General features: G+C 68.2%; 16 protein-coding genes. 7 read left to right on the top strand and 9 right to left on the bottom strand.

All coding sequences use genetic code 11. From position 1 onward, the window contains the following. Nucleotides 1-65: 65 nt before the first annotated feature. From mftR to G6N64_RS11700, 3 genes are read left to right on the top strand one after another with little or no spacing between them, the layout of a single operon-like run. The gene (gene mftR / locus G6N64_RS11710; protein ID WP_163797086.1) at nucleotides 66-698 is read left to right on the top strand and encodes a mycofactocin system transcriptional regulator MftR; all 633 of its coding nucleotides are present in this window, start codon (nucleotides 66-68) and stop codon (nucleotides 696-698) included. 50 nt (nucleotides 699-748) lie between these two features. Beyond that, nucleotides 749-1,273 (top strand): RNA polymerase sigma factor, encoded by a 525-nt coding sequence (locus tag G6N64_RS11705; RefSeq protein WP_163797085.1) that lies wholly within the window; start codon nucleotides 749-751, stop codon nucleotides 1,271-1,273. Further along, nucleotides 1,273-2,550 carry a VOC family protein gene (locus G6N64_RS11700; protein WP_163797082.1) on the top strand — a complete coding sequence of 426 codons (1,278 nt, stop codon included), beginning with the start codon at nucleotides 1,273-1,275 and terminating at the stop codon, nucleotides 2,548-2,550. The genes G6N64_RS11705 and G6N64_RS11700 overlap by 1 nt, the downstream gene beginning before the upstream one ends. On the opposite strand, the gene G6N64_RS11695 is transcribed toward G6N64_RS11700, so the two are convergent. Together G6N64_RS11695 and G6N64_RS11690 are read right to left on the bottom strand one after the other, a co-directional pair. Beyond that, the gene (locus tag G6N64_RS11695; protein WP_163797080.1) at nucleotides 2,547-3,725 is read right to left on the bottom strand and encodes an NAD(P)/FAD-dependent oxidoreductase; all 1,179 of its coding nucleotides are present in this window, start codon (nucleotides 3,723-3,725) and stop codon (nucleotides 2,547-2,549) included. The two genes, G6N64_RS11700 and G6N64_RS11695, sit on opposite strands and share 4 nt — an antisense overlap. 57 nt (nucleotides 3,726-3,782) lie before the next feature. Further along, nucleotides 3,783-4,229, bottom strand: coding sequence for an Rv2324 family transcriptional regulator (locus tag G6N64_RS11690; RefSeq protein ID WP_163797078.1), 447 nt, complete (start codon nucleotides 4,227-4,229; stop codon nucleotides 3,783-3,785). A gap of 123 nt (nucleotides 4,230-4,352) precedes the next feature. Here G6N64_RS11690 and ddaH point away from each other — a divergent pair, with 123 nt between their 5' ends. From ddaH to G6N64_RS11670, 4 genes are read left to right on the top strand one after another with little or no spacing between them, the layout of a single operon-like run. Beyond that, nucleotides 4,353-5,192 (top strand): dimethylargininase, encoded by an 840-nt coding sequence (gene ddaH, locus G6N64_RS11685; protein WP_163797077.1) that lies wholly within the window; start codon nucleotides 4,353-4,355, stop codon nucleotides 5,190-5,192. 2 nt (nucleotides 5,193-5,194) lie between these two features. Continuing rightward, nucleotides 5,195-6,454: an ornithine--oxo-acid transaminase gene (gene rocD, locus G6N64_RS11680; protein ID WP_409370802.1), complete on the top strand. Its 1,260-nt coding sequence runs from the start codon at nucleotides 5,195-5,197 to the stop codon at nucleotides 6,452-6,454. A gap of 39 nt (nucleotides 6,455-6,493) precedes the next feature. Then, entirely contained in the window at nucleotides 6,494-7,984 is a 1,491-nt protein-coding gene (locus G6N64_RS11675) for an amino acid permease (protein WP_163797076.1), read from the top strand. Then, on the top strand, nucleotides 7,981-8,862 hold the full coding sequence (locus tag G6N64_RS11670) for a universal stress protein (RefSeq protein ID WP_163797075.1): 882 nt from the start codon (nucleotides 7,981-7,983) through the stop codon (nucleotides 8,860-8,862). Before G6N64_RS11675 ends, G6N64_RS11670 begins: the two co-directional genes overlap by 4 nt. Here the strand turns inward: G6N64_RS11670 and G6N64_RS11665 are convergent. From G6N64_RS11665 to rpsL, 7 genes are all read right to left on the bottom strand, one after another. After that, nucleotides 8,859-9,713: a mycofactocin-coupled SDR family oxidoreductase gene (locus G6N64_RS11665; RefSeq protein ID WP_163797074.1), complete on the bottom strand. Its 855-nt coding sequence runs from the start codon at nucleotides 9,711-9,713 to the stop codon at nucleotides 8,859-8,861. The two genes, G6N64_RS11670 and G6N64_RS11665, sit on opposite strands and share 4 nt — an antisense overlap. 79 nt (nucleotides 9,714-9,792) lie before the next feature. Continuing rightward, a complete protein-coding gene (locus G6N64_RS11660) occupies nucleotides 9,793-10,629 on the bottom strand; it encodes an SHOCT domain-containing protein (RefSeq protein ID WP_163801646.1) in 837 nt (278 codons plus the stop codon). 82 nt (nucleotides 10,630-10,711) lie between these two features. Beyond that, nucleotides 10,712-11,473 (bottom strand): PP2C family protein-serine/threonine phosphatase, encoded by a 762-nt coding sequence (locus tag G6N64_RS11655; protein WP_163797073.1) that lies wholly within the window; start codon nucleotides 11,471-11,473, stop codon nucleotides 10,712-10,714. Between the two features lie 118 nt (nucleotides 11,474-11,591). Beyond that, nucleotides 11,592-12,782 carry an elongation factor Tu gene (tuf, locus tag G6N64_RS11650; RefSeq protein WP_163797072.1) on the bottom strand — a complete coding sequence of 397 codons (1,191 nt, stop codon included), beginning with the start codon at nucleotides 12,780-12,782 and terminating at the stop codon, nucleotides 11,592-11,594. A gap of 116 nt (nucleotides 12,783-12,898) precedes the next feature. Beyond that, entirely contained in the window at nucleotides 12,899-15,001 is a 2,103-nt protein-coding gene (fusA, locus tag G6N64_RS11645) for an elongation factor G (RefSeq protein ID WP_163797070.1), read from the bottom strand. Between the two features lie 88 nt (nucleotides 15,002-15,089). Further along, nucleotides 15,090-15,560 (bottom strand): 30S ribosomal protein S7, encoded by a 471-nt coding sequence (gene rpsG / locus G6N64_RS11640; RefSeq protein WP_048630016.1) that lies wholly within the window; start codon nucleotides 15,558-15,560, stop codon nucleotides 15,090-15,092. Further along, nucleotides 15,560-15,934, bottom strand: coding sequence for a 30S ribosomal protein S12 (gene rpsL / locus G6N64_RS11635; protein WP_149374913.1), 375 nt, complete (start codon nucleotides 15,932-15,934; stop codon nucleotides 15,560-15,562). Before rpsL ends, rpsG begins: the two co-directional genes overlap by 1 nt. Nucleotides 15,935-16,202: the final 268 nt, after the last annotated feature.

Genomic DNA, 16,202 nt, shown 5'->3' with positions numbered 1-16,202 from the left:
TCTCGACGATTGTGACCCAGGTCGCAAGAATATGGCATCGAGTGCCGAAACGGAAGGGTGAATCGATGGCGAGTCCGCACCCGCGACGGCACCCCGTCGCCGGTGACGTCGCGCCTCGCGTGGGCAGGCGCCGCTCGACCACCCAGGACCACATCGCCAACGTCGCGCTGGAGTTGTTCGCCGACCGCGGATTCGACGAGGTCAGCGTCGACGACGTCGCGCAGGCCGCCGGCATCGCGCGCCGCACCCTGTTCCGGTACTACCCGTCGAAGAACGCGATCCCGTGGGGTGACTTCGACTCACACCTCGACCACATGCGCGACCTGCTCGACGCCGTCCCCGCCGACGTGCCCGTGGGCACCGCCCTGCGGTCGACGCTGTTGGCGTTCAACGAGTTCGACGCCGCCGAGACCGCACGGCACCGGCAGCGGATGCGCGTCATCCTGGAGACCGACGCGCTGCAGGCGCACTCCATGACGATGTACGGCGGCTGGCGCTCGGTGATCGCCGCGTTCGTGGCGCGCCGGGTCGGGGCCGATCCGGCGGGCCTCGTCCCGCAGACGGTGGCGTGGACGATGCTCGGCGTCGCGCTGTCCGCGTACGGCGTCTGGCTGGGTGACGAGTCGGCGTCGCTGCCCGCCGCGTTGGGCGCCGCCTTCGACACCGTCGACGAGGGTCTCAGCCACCTCGAGGGGTGAATTTCCGATTGGGGCGTCGGAGTTCGGGCCCCGGCGGCGACGATGGGGGTGTGAGCGGCGAATCGGAGTTCTCGCCGGGGCGTTCGGACGCCCCGCGGGACCTGCTGGCGCTGTACGACGAGGCACTGCCGTCGGTGTACGGCTACTTCGTGCGGCGCTGCGGTGATCGCTCCACGGCCGAGGACCTGACCTCGGAGACCTTCCTGGCGGCGATGGACGCCGCGAGGAAGACCAGTCCGCCGACGATCACGGTGCCGTGGCTGATCGGCGTGGCACGGCACAAGCTCGCCGACCACTACCGGCGACGCAGCGATCGGTTCACCGTCCCGGTCGCCGAGGTGCCCGAACCCGTTCCGGGCGACGACTGGGACGCCGAACTCGACCGGATCGTGGCCGAGAGCGTGCTGGCCCGGCTGCCCGAGCACCACCGCACCGTGCTGGCGCTGCGGTACATGGACGACCACTCGGTGCCCGAGTGCGCCGAGCTGATCGGACGCACCGTGCACGCCACCGAGGCGCTGCTGGTGCGGGCGCGTCGCGCATTCAGGAACGAATACCCGGAAGGAGGGGCGTGATGAACGACGGACACGACCCGCTCGCCGTGCTACACGGCGGTGACCTTCCGGTCCATCCCGATCCCGACTTCGCCGCGCGCCTGCGCGCGCGACTGGAATCGGCTCTGTCACTACCGAATCGAACAGGAGACGTCGACATGAGTGGAACCGACACCGCACTCGCCGAACTCACCGGGAGCGCCACGGCGACCGTCCCGCGAGCGGCGATGCTGCCCTACCTGACCGTGGCCGACGCCCGCGCCGCGATCGACTGGTACGTCGACGCGCTGGGGGCGACCCGGATCGGCGACCCCATCACGATGGACGACGGCCGGATCGGTCACGCCGAGCTCGCACTGTCCGGCGGGGTGTTCTACCTCGCCGACGAGTTCCCGGAGAGCGGCCTGACCGCCCCGGCGACCCGGGCGGTATCGGTGAGCCTGATGCTCGCGGTGCCCGATACCGACGCCGCCCTGCGGCGAGCCGACGAGCGCGGCGCCACGGTGGAACGCGAACCGTACGAGGCGCACGGTTCGCGGACCGCGACCATCGTCGATCCCTTCGGGCACCGCTGGATGCTCAGCGGCCCGCAGGCGGGCGCCCCCGTACCGATCCAGCACGGCGACGTGGGGTTCGTGTCCGTGTGGACGCCCGACGCCGATCGTGCCGCCGCCTTCTACGGTCAGGTCCTCGGCTGGACGGTCGACCCCGACACCCGCGAGGTCACCAATGCCACGCAGCGGATCGGTCTGTTCTCCGTGGCGGGTGATCCGACGATGCTGTGCTGCTACGCCGTGTCCGACCTCGACGGTGCACGCCGGGCGATCGTCGATGCCGGCGGCCGGGTCGGGCGGACGACGGAATTCGACGTCGGCACCGTGCTGGACGCGACCGACCCCTCCGGCGCGCCGTTCGCGGTCGTCCGGCCCGCGCCGGGCACGCCCCGCCCTGCGCTCAACGGCAGTGGGCCGGGCGAGGTCTCGTACCTCACCTACCAGGTGCCGGACTCGTCGTCGTTCCGGGAGTTCTACTCCCGCACGCTGAACTGGACCTTCCAGCGGGGCCGCGTGGACGACGGCTGGGAGGTCGAGGGCACCCATCCGATGGCCGGCATCGCGGGCGGCTTCGACCGCAGCGTCGTCGTTCCGATGTGGACCGTGCCCGACGTCGAGGCAGCCGTCGAGCGGGTCCGCGCAGCGGGTGGCACCGTACTCGAGGAGCCGTCGCGGCAGTCCTACGGCATGTCCGCGCTGTGCATCGACGACCAGGGTTCGCGCTTCTACCTCGGTGAGGTCTAGGCGGGCAGGACCTCGGCGATCGGCGCGCCCTTGGCGATCTTGGCGCGGGCCTTCATGACCTTGCCGGGCATGCCGCCACCGACCACGCCCACCACGGCACCGTCCCGCTCGTAGTAGGCCAGGAACTTGCGGCCGTCGTCCTCGACGACGTGCACGACGTCGTCCGCCTCGGGTTCACCCAGGCACTGGATCTTGACGTCGAACTGGTCGCTCCAGAAGTAGGGCACCACGACGACGTCGGGGGCGTCACCACCCAGCATGGCGGGCACGATGACGCGGGCCTGCTCGGCCACATTGCTCCAATGTTCCACGCGCACCTGATGTCCGGAGGCGTCCTGCCAGGAGGCCACGTCGCCGATGGCCCACACGTTGGGGGCCGAGGTGCGGCCGTGCACGTCGCAGACGACGCCGTTGTCGACCTCGACGCCGCTGCCCTCGAGCCAGTCCGTGGACGGCCGCGAGCCGATGCCCACCACCACGGCGTCGGCGTCCAGTTCGGTGCCGTCGTTGAGCCGGACCTTCTCCACGCGGTCGGTGCCGGTGACGCCCTCGACGCCGACCCCGCAGCGCACGTCCACGCCCTCGGCGCGGTGCAGGCGTGCGACCAGGTCACCGATCCGAGTACCCAGCACCGACGCCAGCGGAGCGGGCTGCGGTTCGACGATCGTCACCTCGGCGCCCATCGTGCGCAGGCTCGCCGCCACCTCACAGCCGATGAAGCCCGCGCCGATGATCACCGCGCGCGAGATCGACCCGGCGTGTGCGCGCAGCGCGAGACTCTCGTCGAGGGTGCGCAGGACGAAGATGCCCGAGAGGTCGGGGAGCGACGGAATCCGTTTGGGCGTAAGGCCCGTGGCGATGACGAGTTCCTCGTAGTCGATCACGTCGCCGTTCGCGAGCGTCACGGTCTGCGCGGCGGTGTCCAGCGACGTGGCGCCCGAGCCGAGTCGCAGGGTGATGTCCTTCTCGGCGTAGAACTCGGCGGGCTTGAGCGTGACGTCGTCGGCCTCGGCGCGCAGCACCTCCTTGGAGAGCGGCGGCCGGTCATACGGCAGGTGTTCCTCGTCGCTGACGAGCGTGATGGGGCCGGTGTACTCGGCGCGACGCAGTTGTTCCGCGGTGCGCGCCGCGGCCAGACCGCCGCCCACGATGACGATGCCTCCACTGTTACCCACGTGGGCTTTCTTACACGATCGGCCCTCGGCGTCGGGCGGTACCCCGAGTCGGCCCGCTCAGGATCGGGCGCGCTCGATGATGTTCGACAGCACCACGATGCTCTCGCTGCGCTCGATGTCCGCACTGGCACGGATGCGTTCGAGCGCCTCCTCGAGATGGCGCATGTCGCGGGCCAGCACGTGCAGGATCGCGTCCGAGGTGCCGGTGACCGTTGCCGCGCTGACCACCTCGGGGATGTCGACCCAGGCGCGACGCAACTCGGTCGGGGCGATGGTGCCGTGGCAGTAGACCTGCACGTAGGCCTCGGTCCCCCAGCCGACCGCGTTGCGGTCGACCACCGTGGTGAAGCCGCGGATGACGCCGCTGTCCAGCATCCGGTCGACCCGCCGCTTGACCGCGGGCGCGGACAGGTTCACCCGCTCCCCGATCTCGGCGAAGGTGGCCCGCGCGTGCTCGGTCAGGGCGGCCAGGATCGCCTCGTCGGTCTCGTCCAACCGGTCCATTCGACTCTCCTCGGCGTTCGGCGCAACAGATCGCCGTCATCGTACCGCTGCTGCAACGGATCGATCATGGACGCGCAACGCGTGGTGATTGATTGCGCCGAAGCCACTCCATATCGTTCAGGCATGACGATCTCCGATGTCGCCGCGGCTCCAGTGCGGACCAGGACCGCCCGCCTGCGCCACTACGCGATGACGCCGCCGGTCCACTTCGCGGTCGAGTACGCGATCAACCCGTGGATGGACGTCTCGACGCCGGTGGACGCGGACCTGGCCGTGGCGCAGTGGGACGTCCTGCGCCGGACGTACGAGTCGCTGGGCCACACCGTCGACCTCGTGGAACCGGTCAGCGGACTGCCCGACATGGTGTACGCCGCGAACGGAGGTCTCGTCGTGGGCGGGACGGCGGTCGTCGCCCGGTTCGCCTACCCGCAGCGAGCCGGCGAGGCCGACGCCTACGACGCGTGGATGGTCGGCCGCGGCTACGCGCCCGTCCGCACCCGGCACGTCAACGAGGGCCAGGGCGACCTGCTGGTGGTGGGATCGATGGTGTTGGCGGGCTACGGCTTTCGCACCGAGCTGGCCGCACACGAGGAGATCGCCGACGCCGTCGGCATGCCGGTCGTCAGCCTGGAGCTGATCGATCCGCGCTTCTACCACCTCGACACGGCGCTGGCGGTCCTCGACGACACGACCATCGCCTACTACCCGCCCGCGTTCGGCGACGAGGCCCGCCGCCGAATCAGGACGGCGTTCCCCGACGCCATCGAGGTGGCGAGCGCCGACGCCTACGTACTCGGCCTCAACGTCGTGTCCGACGGCCTGCACGTCGTCCTGCCCGCCGCCGCCACCGGCCTCGCGGGGCAACTCTCCGACGCTGGCTTCGAGCCGATCGGCGTCGACCTGTCCGAACTCTTCAAGGGAGGCGGATCCGTCAAGTGCTGCACGCTGGAGGTGTACCCGTGACCATTCTCGAGACCGTGACCCACGTCCCGGACCACGGGCCGGGCATCGAGCCCGGACCGGTGACCGCAGCAGCGATCGCGCTGGACGACCGCCATGCCGCGCACAACTACTCGCCGCTGCCGGTCGTGGCCGAGTCCGCCGAGGGCGCGTGGATCACCGACGTCGAGGGGCGTCGCTACCTCGACTGCCTCGCCGCGTACTCCGCGGTGAACTTCGGGCACCGCAACCCCGAGGTGACGGCCGCCGCGCACGCCCAACTCGACGCGGTCACGCTCGTCAGCCGGGCCTTCCACTCCGACCGACTCGGACCGTTCTGCGCCGCGCTCGCCAGGCTGTGCGGCAAGGACATGGTGCTGCCCATGAACAGCGGCGCGGAGGCCGTCGAGAGCGCGCTCAAGGTGGCCCGCAAGTGGGGCACCGACGTGAAGGGCGTGCCCGCCGGCGAGGGCAACATCGTCGTGGCCCGGAACAACTTCCACGGCCGGACCACCACCATCATCAGCTTCTCCGACGACGAGACCGCCCGGCGCGGCTTCGGCCCGTACACGCCGGGCTTCCGGTCGGTGCCCTTCGGGGACGCGGACGCGCTCGCCGCGGCCATCGACGACCACACGGTCGCGGTGCTGCTCGAGCCCATCCAGGGCGAGGCGGGCATCGTCGTCCCGCCGCCGGACTTCCTGCCCCGGGTGCGCGCGCTGTGTACCGAACTCGACGTGCTGATGATCGCCGACGAGATCCAGTCTGGTCTCGCGCGGACCGGGCGCACCTTCGCCTGCGACCACTGGGACGTGGTGCCCGACGTCTACCTGCTCGGCAAGGCCCTCGGTGGTGGCGTGGTGCCGCTGTCGGCGGTGGTGGCCGACCGCGACGTGCTCGGTGTGCTGCACCCCGGCGAGCACGGCTCCACGTTCGGCGGCAACCCGCTGGCCGCAGCGGTCGGCACGACGGTGGTCGCGATGCTCGAGCGCGGCGAATATCAGCTGCGCGCAGGGCAACTCGGCGACCACCTGCACGCCCGGCTGCGCGAGCTGGTGGGGCACGGCGTCCTCGAGGTGCGCGGTCTCGGCCTGTGGGCGGGCGTCGACGTCGACCCGGCCATCGGGACCGGCAAGCAGGTCAGCACGCGGCTCGCCGCGCGCGGGGTCCTCGTCAAGGACACCCACGGCTCCACGCTGCGCTTCGCCCCACCCATCGTCATCACCGAGGAAGAGATCGACTGGGCGGTGAATGGTTTCGCTGCCGTATTGGCGGAATCGCGTTAGGTTTCACCTCTACCAACACTGCGCGTGCCGGGAGGCAACATGCCAACGCCGACGATTCCCATCAAGGAGCAGTTCCTCCGACGGAGGCCGATCGTCGGCGCCGCGGTGGCCCACGGTGCGTCCGCGGGCCTGAAGCGGACGATCGGCACGTTCCAGCTCACGATGTTCGGTGTCGGAGCGACCGTCGGCACGGGCATCTTCTTCGTCCTGGCCGACGCGGTTCCCGAGGCGGGCCCGGCGACCGTGCTGTCGTTCCTGATCGCCGGCCTCGCAGCGGGCCTCGCGGCCATCTGCTACGCGGAGATGGCCTCGGCGGTACCGGTTTCGGGCTCCACCTACTCCTACGCGTACACCACACTCGGCGAGTTCGTCGCGATGGGCGTCGCAGCGTGTCTGCTGCTGGAGTACGGCGTGTCCACCGCGGCGGTCGCCGTCGGCTGGAGTTCGTACCTCAACGTGCTGCTGGACAACCTCTTCCACGTGCAACTCCCGCAGGCCATCATCGCCGCGCCGTGGGACGACACACCCGGCATCGTCAACCTTCCCGCCATGGTGCTGGTGGCGCTGTGCGCACTGCTGCTGATCCGGGGCGCCAGCGAGTCCGCCGCCGTCAACACGGTGATGGTCATCATCAAGCTGGGCGTCCTGGCGATGTTCATCGGCGTCGCCGTCACCGCCTTCAACGCCGACAACTTCGCCAACTTCGCGCCGTTCGGCGCTGCCGGCGTGAGCGCCGCGGCGGGCGTCATCTTCTTCTCCTACATCGGCCTCGATGCGGTGTCGACGGCGGGCGACGAGGTGAAGGACCCGCAGAAGACCATGCCACGCGCCCTGATCGCCGCGCTGCTGACCGTGACCGCGTTCTACGTCATGGTGTCGATCGCCGCACTGGGGGCGCAGAAGTGGGAGCTGTTCGAGGGCCAGGACGCCGGTCTCGCACTGATCCTGGACGCGGTGACCGGAGCGAACTACTTCGGCACGGTCCTGGCGGCGGGCGCGGTCATCTCGATCTTCTCGGTCACCCTGGTGACGCTCTACGGTCAGACCCGCATCCTGTTCGCGATGGGTCGCGACGGCCTGCTGCCGTCGATCTTCGCGAAGGTCAACCCGCGCAGCATGACTCCGGTGAACAACACGGTCATCGTGTCGGTGATCGTGGCCCTGCTGGCCGGTTTCGTCCCGCTGGACTACCTCATCGACATGGTCTCGATCGGCACGCTGACCGCGTTCATCGTGGTGTCGATCGGCGTGATCATCCTGCGCGTCCGCGAACCCGATCTGCCGCGCGGCTTCAAGGTTCCGGGCTACCCCGTCACACCCGTCCTCTCGGTGCTCGCGTGCCTGTACATCCTGTACTTCCTGCACTGGTACACGTGGCTCGCGTTCGGTGCGTGGGTCGCAGTGGCGCTCATCTTCTACGTGGTGTGGGGCCGGCACCACAGCGCGCTCAACGACGGCGGTGACGGCGTCATCGAATCGGCGGCGCCGGGCGTCGACGTCGTCACGCCGCCGACGGAGGACAAGCCGTGACAGTCATCGTCGGCTACCTGGCGGGCAAGGGCGGGCGGTCGGCGCTGAACCTGGGCGTGGAGGCCGCACGGACGTTGCACGCGGCACTCGCGGTCGTGACCGTCGTACCCAAGCCGTGGACCACCCCGTCACAGGCCCGCATCGATGCCGAGTACGCGCAGTACGCCGACCGACTGGCGGCGGACTCGGCTGCCCAGGCGCGCGAGTGCATCGAGTCGATGGGCGCACCGCTCGAGGTCAGCTTCCACAAGTACGCGCACCGCTCCGCGTCGGGCGGTCTCGTCGAGGCCGTGCGCGACCTCGAGGCACAGGCCCTGGTGCTCGGGTCGGCGGCCGACGGCAGCCTGGGACAGGTGGTGATCGGCTCGACCGCTGACCGCCTGCTGCACTCGTCGCCGGTACCGCTCGCGATCAGCCCGCGCGGCTACCGGGGCTCGAAGTCGCACGGGCTCAGCAGGATCACGTGCGCCTACCCGGGGACGCCGGAGTCCCGGCACGTCGTGGAACGCGTGGCCGCCTTCGCCGCGGAACTCGCCATCCCGCTGCGGGTGGTCACGTTCGCGGTCCGCGGCCGCACGATGTACCCACCTGCGGCCGGCTTCCACGCCGAGGATCTGCTGCTGGACTCCTGGGCCGCCCAGGCCCGGGATGCGCTGGCGGAGTTGAAGACCAGCGGCCTCGTGAGCGCCGACGTCGACCTCCAGGTCGTCACCGGCAACGGATGGGACCAGGCGCTCGACGCCGCGGAGTGGCTCGACGGCGAACTGCTGGCCCTCGGCACCTCACCGCAGGGTGCGATCGCCCGGGTCTTCCTGGGCTCCAAGGGCACGAAGATCGTCCGGCACAGTCCCGTGCCGGTGCTGGTGCTGCCCAGCTAGTACTTGGCGGTCCCGCGATCGATCGCGATCTGGGATCCCGAGATCGTCATCGAGCCGTCGCCGGCGAGCCAGGAGACGACGTCGGAGACCTCCTCGGGAGTCATGAACTCCTTGAGCCCCCTCTTGCCGTCGTGGTTCTTCGGCTGGTACGGCATCGGCGAGAAGCTGTGCAGGAACTGCGGATACTTCGTGAACACCTCCATCATCGCCTCGGGCTCGACCATCGGCGTGCCGATCGAGTAGGGGTGGATGGAGTTGACCCGGATGCCGTACTCCCCCACCTCGATGGCGAGCGCGTTGGTGATGGCGACGAGCCCGTGCTTGGAGGCCGAGTAGTGGCCGTTGCCCGGTGTGGCCTTGGTGCCGGCCGACGAGCTGACGATGATGATCGAGCCACCGTTGTCGGCCTCGATCATCGCGGGCACGGCAGCGCGGATGGTGCGCCAGGTGCCGTTGAGATTGACGTCGATGACGCTGTCCCACTGCTCCTCGGACATCTCGAACATCCGTCCCCAGCTGAGGATTCCGGCGTTGGCGACGACGATGTCGAGGCGGCCGAACTGCTCGATGCCGTCGGCGACCACCTTCTGCTGAGCGGCGAGGTCGCGGATGTCGACCTCGCGGGCCAGCACCTTGCGCCCGACGGCCTCGACGGCGCTGACCGTCTGGGCGAGATCCTCCGGCGTCGCGTGCGGGTAGGTGACGGTGTCCGAGACCGGGGCGCACACGTCGATCGCGATGATGTCGGCACCCTCCTGCGCCAGACGCACCGCGTGCGCCCGGCCCTGCCCGCGGGCCGCGCCCGTGATGAATGCCACGCGTCCCTCGAGGGGTGCGTTCGATGCCGTCATTGCCGGTCCTTTCACGAGTCCGCGCTCAGGCTAGCAGCCGAACTGGAACGTGTTCTAGTATCGCCGCCCGGCCTGCTTGCTACAGGTCGGAGATGATCTGCTGGCGCTTGGCGGCGTACTCGCTCTCGGAGATCGCGCCGGTCGCCCGCAACGTCTCGAGTTCCTGCAACCGCTGCGAGGTCGACACGGACGGTGCGGCGTAGGGGTTGCCCGGCGGCGGGGCCGTGGCGGCCATCTGCGCCTGAGGTGGGGCCTGCCGGGCCGCCGCGCGGCGCACGACGTTCATGACCTGCTGGCGCACCGCGGGGTTGGAGCGGATGTCGATGGTCCCGTTCAGCGGCACGCCGTTGGCCTTGAGGATCGTCATGATCTCCATCAGCGGCCCGGCCTGGCCGGAGAGGTCGTAGGTCCGGTTGTCCTCCGCGAGGGTGAACTGAGCGGGCATCATGCCGTTCACCAGAGCGCTTCTGTTCCAGTCGATCTGGTAGGAGTTGGTCTGCGGGTCCACCAGGAGGACGAGCTTGCGACCGGTGATCAGCGGCAGGCGGGTCACCGAGGCGAGCACCGAGTCCTGGGTGTCGAACGGCACGAGACCGGGACCCTCGACGTGCAGGGAGAGCTTGACGAGCGGCTGGTCGTTGATTCGCGTACCGGTCTCGGTCATCCCGGTGACCTGCGCCAGCGCGAGCACGCCGCTGGCCTCCAGCATCGTCGTCTTGGCGGCGGCCCTGGCACCGTAGTTCGCCAGTGCCAACGCGATCAGGACGTCGAGCGCGGTGACGAGCAGGCCCACCCAGAACATCCACTTCATCAGCCTGTCCTCGCCCGTCGCGAAGAACACCGCGAGGAAGATCGGGCCGACCAGCCCGCCGCACAGCAGCACCATCAGCTGCGCCTTGACGTATCGCCACACCATCGCCCCACGCTCCTCGATCGAGTCGGTCACGGGCGACGCTATCGCTCCGGGCCCCTTACCGATCCCAAGATCGCAGGACCCGCTAGGACGACTGCTCCGGTGCGACGTCGACGATCACGAAGGTGAAGTTGTCCTCTGCTCCGTTGGCTCGGACGGTGTCGATGATCCGCGTGCACCAGTCGCCGACGTCGTCGGACCCGACCGCCTCCCGCAGTTCGTCGTCGGTCATGAAACCGCTGACACCGTCGGAACACAGCAGATAGCGGGCATCCCGCAGCGGAAGCCGGACCAGGTGCGGTCGCACCGGGGTCTGCTGTCCCAGCGACTGGGTGACGATGTTGGTGGGCCTGCCGTTGGTGTCGAAGACCGAGTCGTCGACCGACAGCTGGACGGCGTGGCCGTCGACGACCGTGTAGATCCGGCTGTCTCCCACGTTGAACGCGACGACCGCGTCGGCCAGGAAGCACAGGCCCGCGACCGTGGTGCCGAGGCCCAGCAGGTCGGTCTCCACCCCCACACCGCGAACCTGGTCGTTGACGTCGAGCAGCGCGTCGGAGACGTCCTCGTCGCTGCGCCACTCACGGTGGTTGGCCGAGATGACGTTCAGCGCAACGCGGCTCGCGATGTCGCCGCCCGCGTGGCCGCCCATCCCGTCGGCGACCGCGCAGACGAAGGGCGGTGCGGGCATGAAGCTCATCGTCACGAGGGAGCCGTCGTGGGTCTGGCACGACCAGCCGCCGACGAGGACGGCGTCCTCGTTGCGTCGGCGCCGCAATCCGACGTCGGTGAACGCGTGCACGGTGAACCGGGCCGCAACGCCGACATCCTCCGAGGTATCGCCCACGCCGTCCTCTCCACTGCGTTTGGTGTGCGCAGCGTATCCCGTACTCGGCGTGGAGAACGCAAAAGCGGCGCCCACCCGAAGGTGAGCGCCGCTCGTGCGGTGCTAGGTCAGATCCGACTTACTTGTGGATCTTGGTGACACGGCCGGCGCCGACGGTACGGCCACCCTCGCGAATCGCGAAACGCAGACCCTCGTCCATGGCGACGGGCTGGATCAGCTTGACGGAGATGTCGGTGTTGTCACCGGGCATCACCATCTCGGTGCCCTCGGGGAGGGTCACGACGCCGGTCACGTCCGTCGTACGGAAGTAGAACTGCGGGCGGTAGTTGTTGAAGAACGGCGTGTGACGACCACCCTCGTCCTTCGACAGGATGTAGACGCTGCCGTCGAACTCGGTGTGCGGCGTGGTGGTGCCGGGCTTCACGACGACCTGGCCGCGCTCGACGTCCTCGCGCTTGATGCCACGAACCAGCAGACCGACGTTGTCGCCGGCCTGACCCTGGTCGAGCAGCTTGCGGAACATCTCGACACCGGTGACGGTGGTCTTCGTGGTCGTCGTCTTGATGCCGACGATCTCCACTTCCTCGTTCACGTTGATCACGCCACGCTCGACGCGACCGGTGACGACGGTGCCACGGCCGGTGATCGTGAAGACGTCCTCGACGGGCATCAGGAACGGCTTGTCGGTCTCGCGAACCGGGTCCGGGATGGACTCGTCGACGGCCTCCATGAGCTTCTCGACGGACTCGACCCACTTCGGGTCACCCTCGAGCGCCTTGAGCGCCGACACCTGGATGACCGGGGCGTCCTCGTCGAACTCCTGAGCGGCCAGCAGTTCGCGGACCTCGAGCTCGACGAGCTCCAGCAGTTCTTCGTCGTCGACCATGTCCGACTTGTTCAGCGCCACCAGGATGTAGGGCACGCCGACCTGACGAGCCAGCAGCACGTGCTCACGCGTCTGCGGCATCGGGCCGTCGGTCGCGGCGACCACCAGGATTGCACCGTCCATCTGGGCGGCACCGGTGATCATGTTCTTGATGTAGTCCGCGTGACCGGGTGCGTCGACGTGCGCGTAGTGACGCTTGTCGGTCTGGTACTCCACGTGGGAGATGTTGATCGTGATGCCACGCGCACGTTCCTCGGGCGCATTGTCGATCTGGTCGAATGCGCGCGACTCGTTCAAATCGGGATACTTGTCGTGCAGCACCTTCGTGATTGCTGCCGTAAGCGTCGTCTTGCCGTGGTCAACGTGACCGATGGTCCCGATGTTGACGTGCGGCTTCGTCCGCTCGAACTTCGCCTTCGCCACTTCTGTGTCCTCCTGGACTAGTTGGTGCCTTGGTTAAGCAGTTGCTCTGGATGATTCCGTGTTCAGTTGTGTGGTCTGCGACGCTACCGGCTTGCGGCCGGCAACCTCCGCGGGGCTTACTGACCCGTTGCCTTCGCGATGATCTCCTTCGACACGTTCGCCGGAACTTCAGCGTACGAGGCGAACACCATGGAGTAGTTCGCCCGGCCCTGGGTCTTCGACCGGAGGTCGCCGACGTAGCCGAACATCTCGGACAGCGGCACCGTCGCCTTGACGACGCGCGCACCGCTGCGCTCCTCCATGGCCTGGATCTGGCCACGGCGGGAGTTCAGGTCGCCGATCACTTCACCCATGTAATCCTCGGGTGTGGTGACCTCGACGGCCATGACCGGCTCCAGGATGACGGGCTGCGCCTGGGCGGCAGCCTTCTTCAGGACCTGCGAACCGGCGATCTTGAAGGCCATCTCCGAGGAGTCGACGTCGTGGTACGCGCCGTCGATCAGGGTCAGCTTCAGGTTGACCAGCGGGTAGCCGGCCAGGACGCCGTACTGCATGGCGTCCTGCGCACCGGCATCCACCGACGGGATGTACTCGCGCGGGATGCGGCCACCGGTGACCTTGTTCTCGAACTCGTAGGTCGCGCCGTCCTCGCCGGAGAACGGTTCGATGCTGACGAGGACCTTCGCGAACTGGCCGGAGCCACCCGTCTGCTTCTTGTGGGTGAACTCGACCTTCTCGACGGCCCGCTTGATGGTCTCCTTGTAGGCGACCTGCGGCTTGCCGACGTTGGCCTCGACCTTGAACTCGCGACGCATGCGGTCGACGAGGATGTCGAGGTGGAGTTCGCCCATGCCGCCGATGACGGTCTGGCCGGTCTCGTCGTCCTGGTGGACCTTGAACGTCGGGTCTTCCTCGGCGAGCTTCTGGATCGCCAGGGACAGCTTCTCCTGGTCGCTCTTCGTCTTGGGCTCGATGGCGACCTCGATGACGGGGTCCGGGAAGGTCATCGACTCCAGCACGACCTGCTGCTGGGGATCGCTGAGGGTGTCACCGGTGGTGGTGTCCTTCAGCCCGATCACGGCGTAGATGTGACCGGCGGACGCGCGCTCGACCGGGTTCTCCTTGTTGGAGTGCATCTGGAACAGCTTGCCCAGACGCTCCTTCTTGCCCTTGGTCGCGTTGATGACCTGGCTGCCGGACTCGACCTGTCCCGAGTAGACGCGGACGTAGGTCAGCTTGCCGAAGAACGGGTGCGTCGCAACCTTGAACGCGAGGCCGGAGAACGGCTCGTCGGTGTTCGGCTTGCGGACGACCTCGACGTCCTCCTTGCCGGGCGCGTGCCCGACGGCGGCCGCGACGTCCAGCGGCGTGGGGAGGTAGTCGATGACGGCGTCGAGCATGGGCTGGACGCCCTTGTTCTTGAACGCGCTGCCACACAGCACCGGGTACGCCTCGGAGCTGACCGTCAACTTGCGGATGGCACCCTTGATCTCGTCGATCGTGAGTTCCTCGCCACCGAAGTACTTCTCCATGAGGGCGTCGTCGGTCTCGGCGACGGCCTCGAGCAGGCTGTTGCGGTACTCGTCGGCCTTCTCCTGGAGATCGGCCGGGATCTCGATGGTCTCGTAGGTCTCACCGAGCTTGGTCTCGCCGCGCCACACCTTGGCGTTCATCTCGACCAGGTCGATGATGCCCTCGAAGTCGCCCTCGGAGCCGATCGGCAGCTGGATCGGGATGACGTTCGCGCCGAGGCGGTCCTTCATCGTCTGGATCGAGAAGTAGAAGTCGGCGCCCAGCTTGTCCATCTTGTTGACGAAGCAGATGCGCGGCACGTCGTACTTGTCGGCCTGACGCCAGACCTGCTCGGACTGGGGCTCGACGCCCTCCTTGCCGTCGAAGACGGCGACGGCGCCGTCGAGGACGCGCAGGGAGCGCTCGACCTCGACGGTGAAGTCGACGTGTCCGGGGGTGTCGATGATGTTGATCTGGTTGCCATTCCAGAAGCAGGTGGTGGCAGCGGAGGTGATGGTGATACCCCGCTCCTGCTCCTGCTCCATCCAGTCCATCGTCGCTGCGCCGTCGTGAACCTCACCGATCTTGTAGCTGATACCGGTGTAGTAGAGGATTCGCTCGGTCGTCGTCGTCTTGCCGGCATCGATGTGCGCCATGATGCCGATGTTGCGGACCTTGGTGAGGTCGGTGAGCACGTCCTGTGCCACGGCTAAGTCCCACTCTTTCGCTTGCTCGTCGGGTGTTGCGGTGCGCCCGCGGTCTGCGACGTCCTACGTCGTAGCCGGGACGGCTTGGTCACCAGCGGTAGTGCGCGAAGGCCCGGTTCGCCTCGGCCATCTTGTGGACGTCCTCGCGACGCTTGACGGCGGCACCCAGGCCATTGCTGGCATCCAGGAGTTCGTTCGCCAGGCGCTCGACCATCGTCTTCTCGCGGCGCTGCTTGGAGAAACCGACCAACCAGCGCAGGGCGAGGGTGGTCGAACGCTCGGGCCGGACCTCGACGGGCACCTGGTAGGTGGCACCACCGACGCGACGGCTGCGGACCTCGAGGGCCGGCTTGACGTTGTCCATGGCGCGCTTCAGCGTGACCACGGGGTCGGTGCCGGTCTTCTCGCGAGCCTGTTCGAGCGCACCATAGACAATGCGTTCGGCGAGCGATTTCTTCCCGTCCAGCAGAACCTTGTTCACCAGCTGGGTGACGAGCTGCGATCCGTAGACCGGGTCGTTGACCAGCGGGCGCTTCGGCGCGGGCCCCTTGCGTGGCATTAGCTCTTCTCCTTCTTGGCGCCGTACTTGCTACGGGCCTGCTTGCGGGACTTGACACCCTGGGTGTCGAGCGAGCCGCGGATGATCTTGTACCGCACGCCGGGCAGGTCCTTCACGCGACCGCCACGAACCAGCACCATCGAGTGCTCCTGCAGGTTGTGTCCCTCGCCCGGGATGTAGGCGGTGACCTCGACCGCGCTGGTGAGCTTCACGCGCGCCACCTTGCGAAGTGCCGAGTTCGGCTTCTTCGGAGTGGTGGTGTATACGCGAGTGCACACACCGCGGCGCTGCGGGCTGCCCTTGAGGGCCGCGGTCTTGACCTTGGCGATCTTGTCGCGGCGGCCCTTGCGGACCAGCTGGTTGATGGTTGGCATGTACCGGCTTTCTGTGTTGCTCTGATCTGTCGCTGTGGTCTAGATAAGTCGTCGAACTGCGGTTTTCTCCCGCTCGCTTACCCCGCGACCGGGCGTGTCGCACGCGCCCGGACATCGGCCTGGCCGATGCATCGTGGACATGCGGATTGGCCCGGCTCGTAGTCCACCTGCGCGCGATCTTGGATCTGCAGGTGCCCACGCCAGGCACGAAGAACCACAATACCTGCCCGCGGCTACACAGGTCAAAGCGCCATCGTCGCAGGTGGTG

This window comes from Mycolicibacterium sediminis (assembly GCF_010731735.1).
GTDB lineage: Bacteria > Actinomycetota > Actinomycetes > Mycobacteriales > Mycobacteriaceae > Mycobacterium > Mycobacterium sediminis.
This window is presented reverse-complemented; position numbering and strand designations above follow the sequence as displayed.

Bases quoted from the DNA above. Each gene is read 5' to 3' on its own strand.
- mftR (WP_163797086.1), top strand. From the start codon at position 66: ATGGCGAGTCCGCACCCGCGACGGCACCCCGTCGCCGGTGACGTCGCG.
- G6N64_RS11700 (WP_163797082.1), top strand. From the start codon at position 1,273: ATGAACGACGGACACGACCCGCTCGCCGTGCTACACGGCGGTGACCTT.
- G6N64_RS11690 (WP_163797078.1), bottom strand. From the start codon at position 4,229: ATGGACCGGTTGGACGAGACCGACGAGGCGATCCTGGCCGCCCTGACC.
- ddaH (WP_163797077.1), top strand. From the start codon at position 4,353: ATGACGATCTCCGATGTCGCCGCGGCTCCAGTGCGGACCAGGACCGCC.
- G6N64_RS11675 (WP_163797076.1), top strand. From the start codon at position 6,494: ATGCCAACGCCGACGATTCCCATCAAGGAGCAGTTCCTCCGACGGAGG.
- G6N64_RS11665 (WP_163797074.1), bottom strand. From the start codon at position 9,713: ATGACGGCATCGAACGCACCCCTCGAGGGACGCGTGGCATTCATCACG.
- G6N64_RS11660 (WP_163801646.1), bottom strand. From the start codon at position 10,629: ATGGTGTGGCGATACGTCAAGGCGCAGCTGATGGTGCTGCTGTGCGGC.
- rpsG (WP_048630016.1), bottom strand. From the start codon at position 15,560: ATGCCACGCAAGGGGCCCGCGCCGAAGCGCCCGCTGGTCAACGACCCG.
- rpsL (WP_149374913.1), bottom strand. From the start codon at position 15,934: ATGCCAACCATCAACCAGCTGGTCCGCAAGGGCCGCCGCGACAAGATC.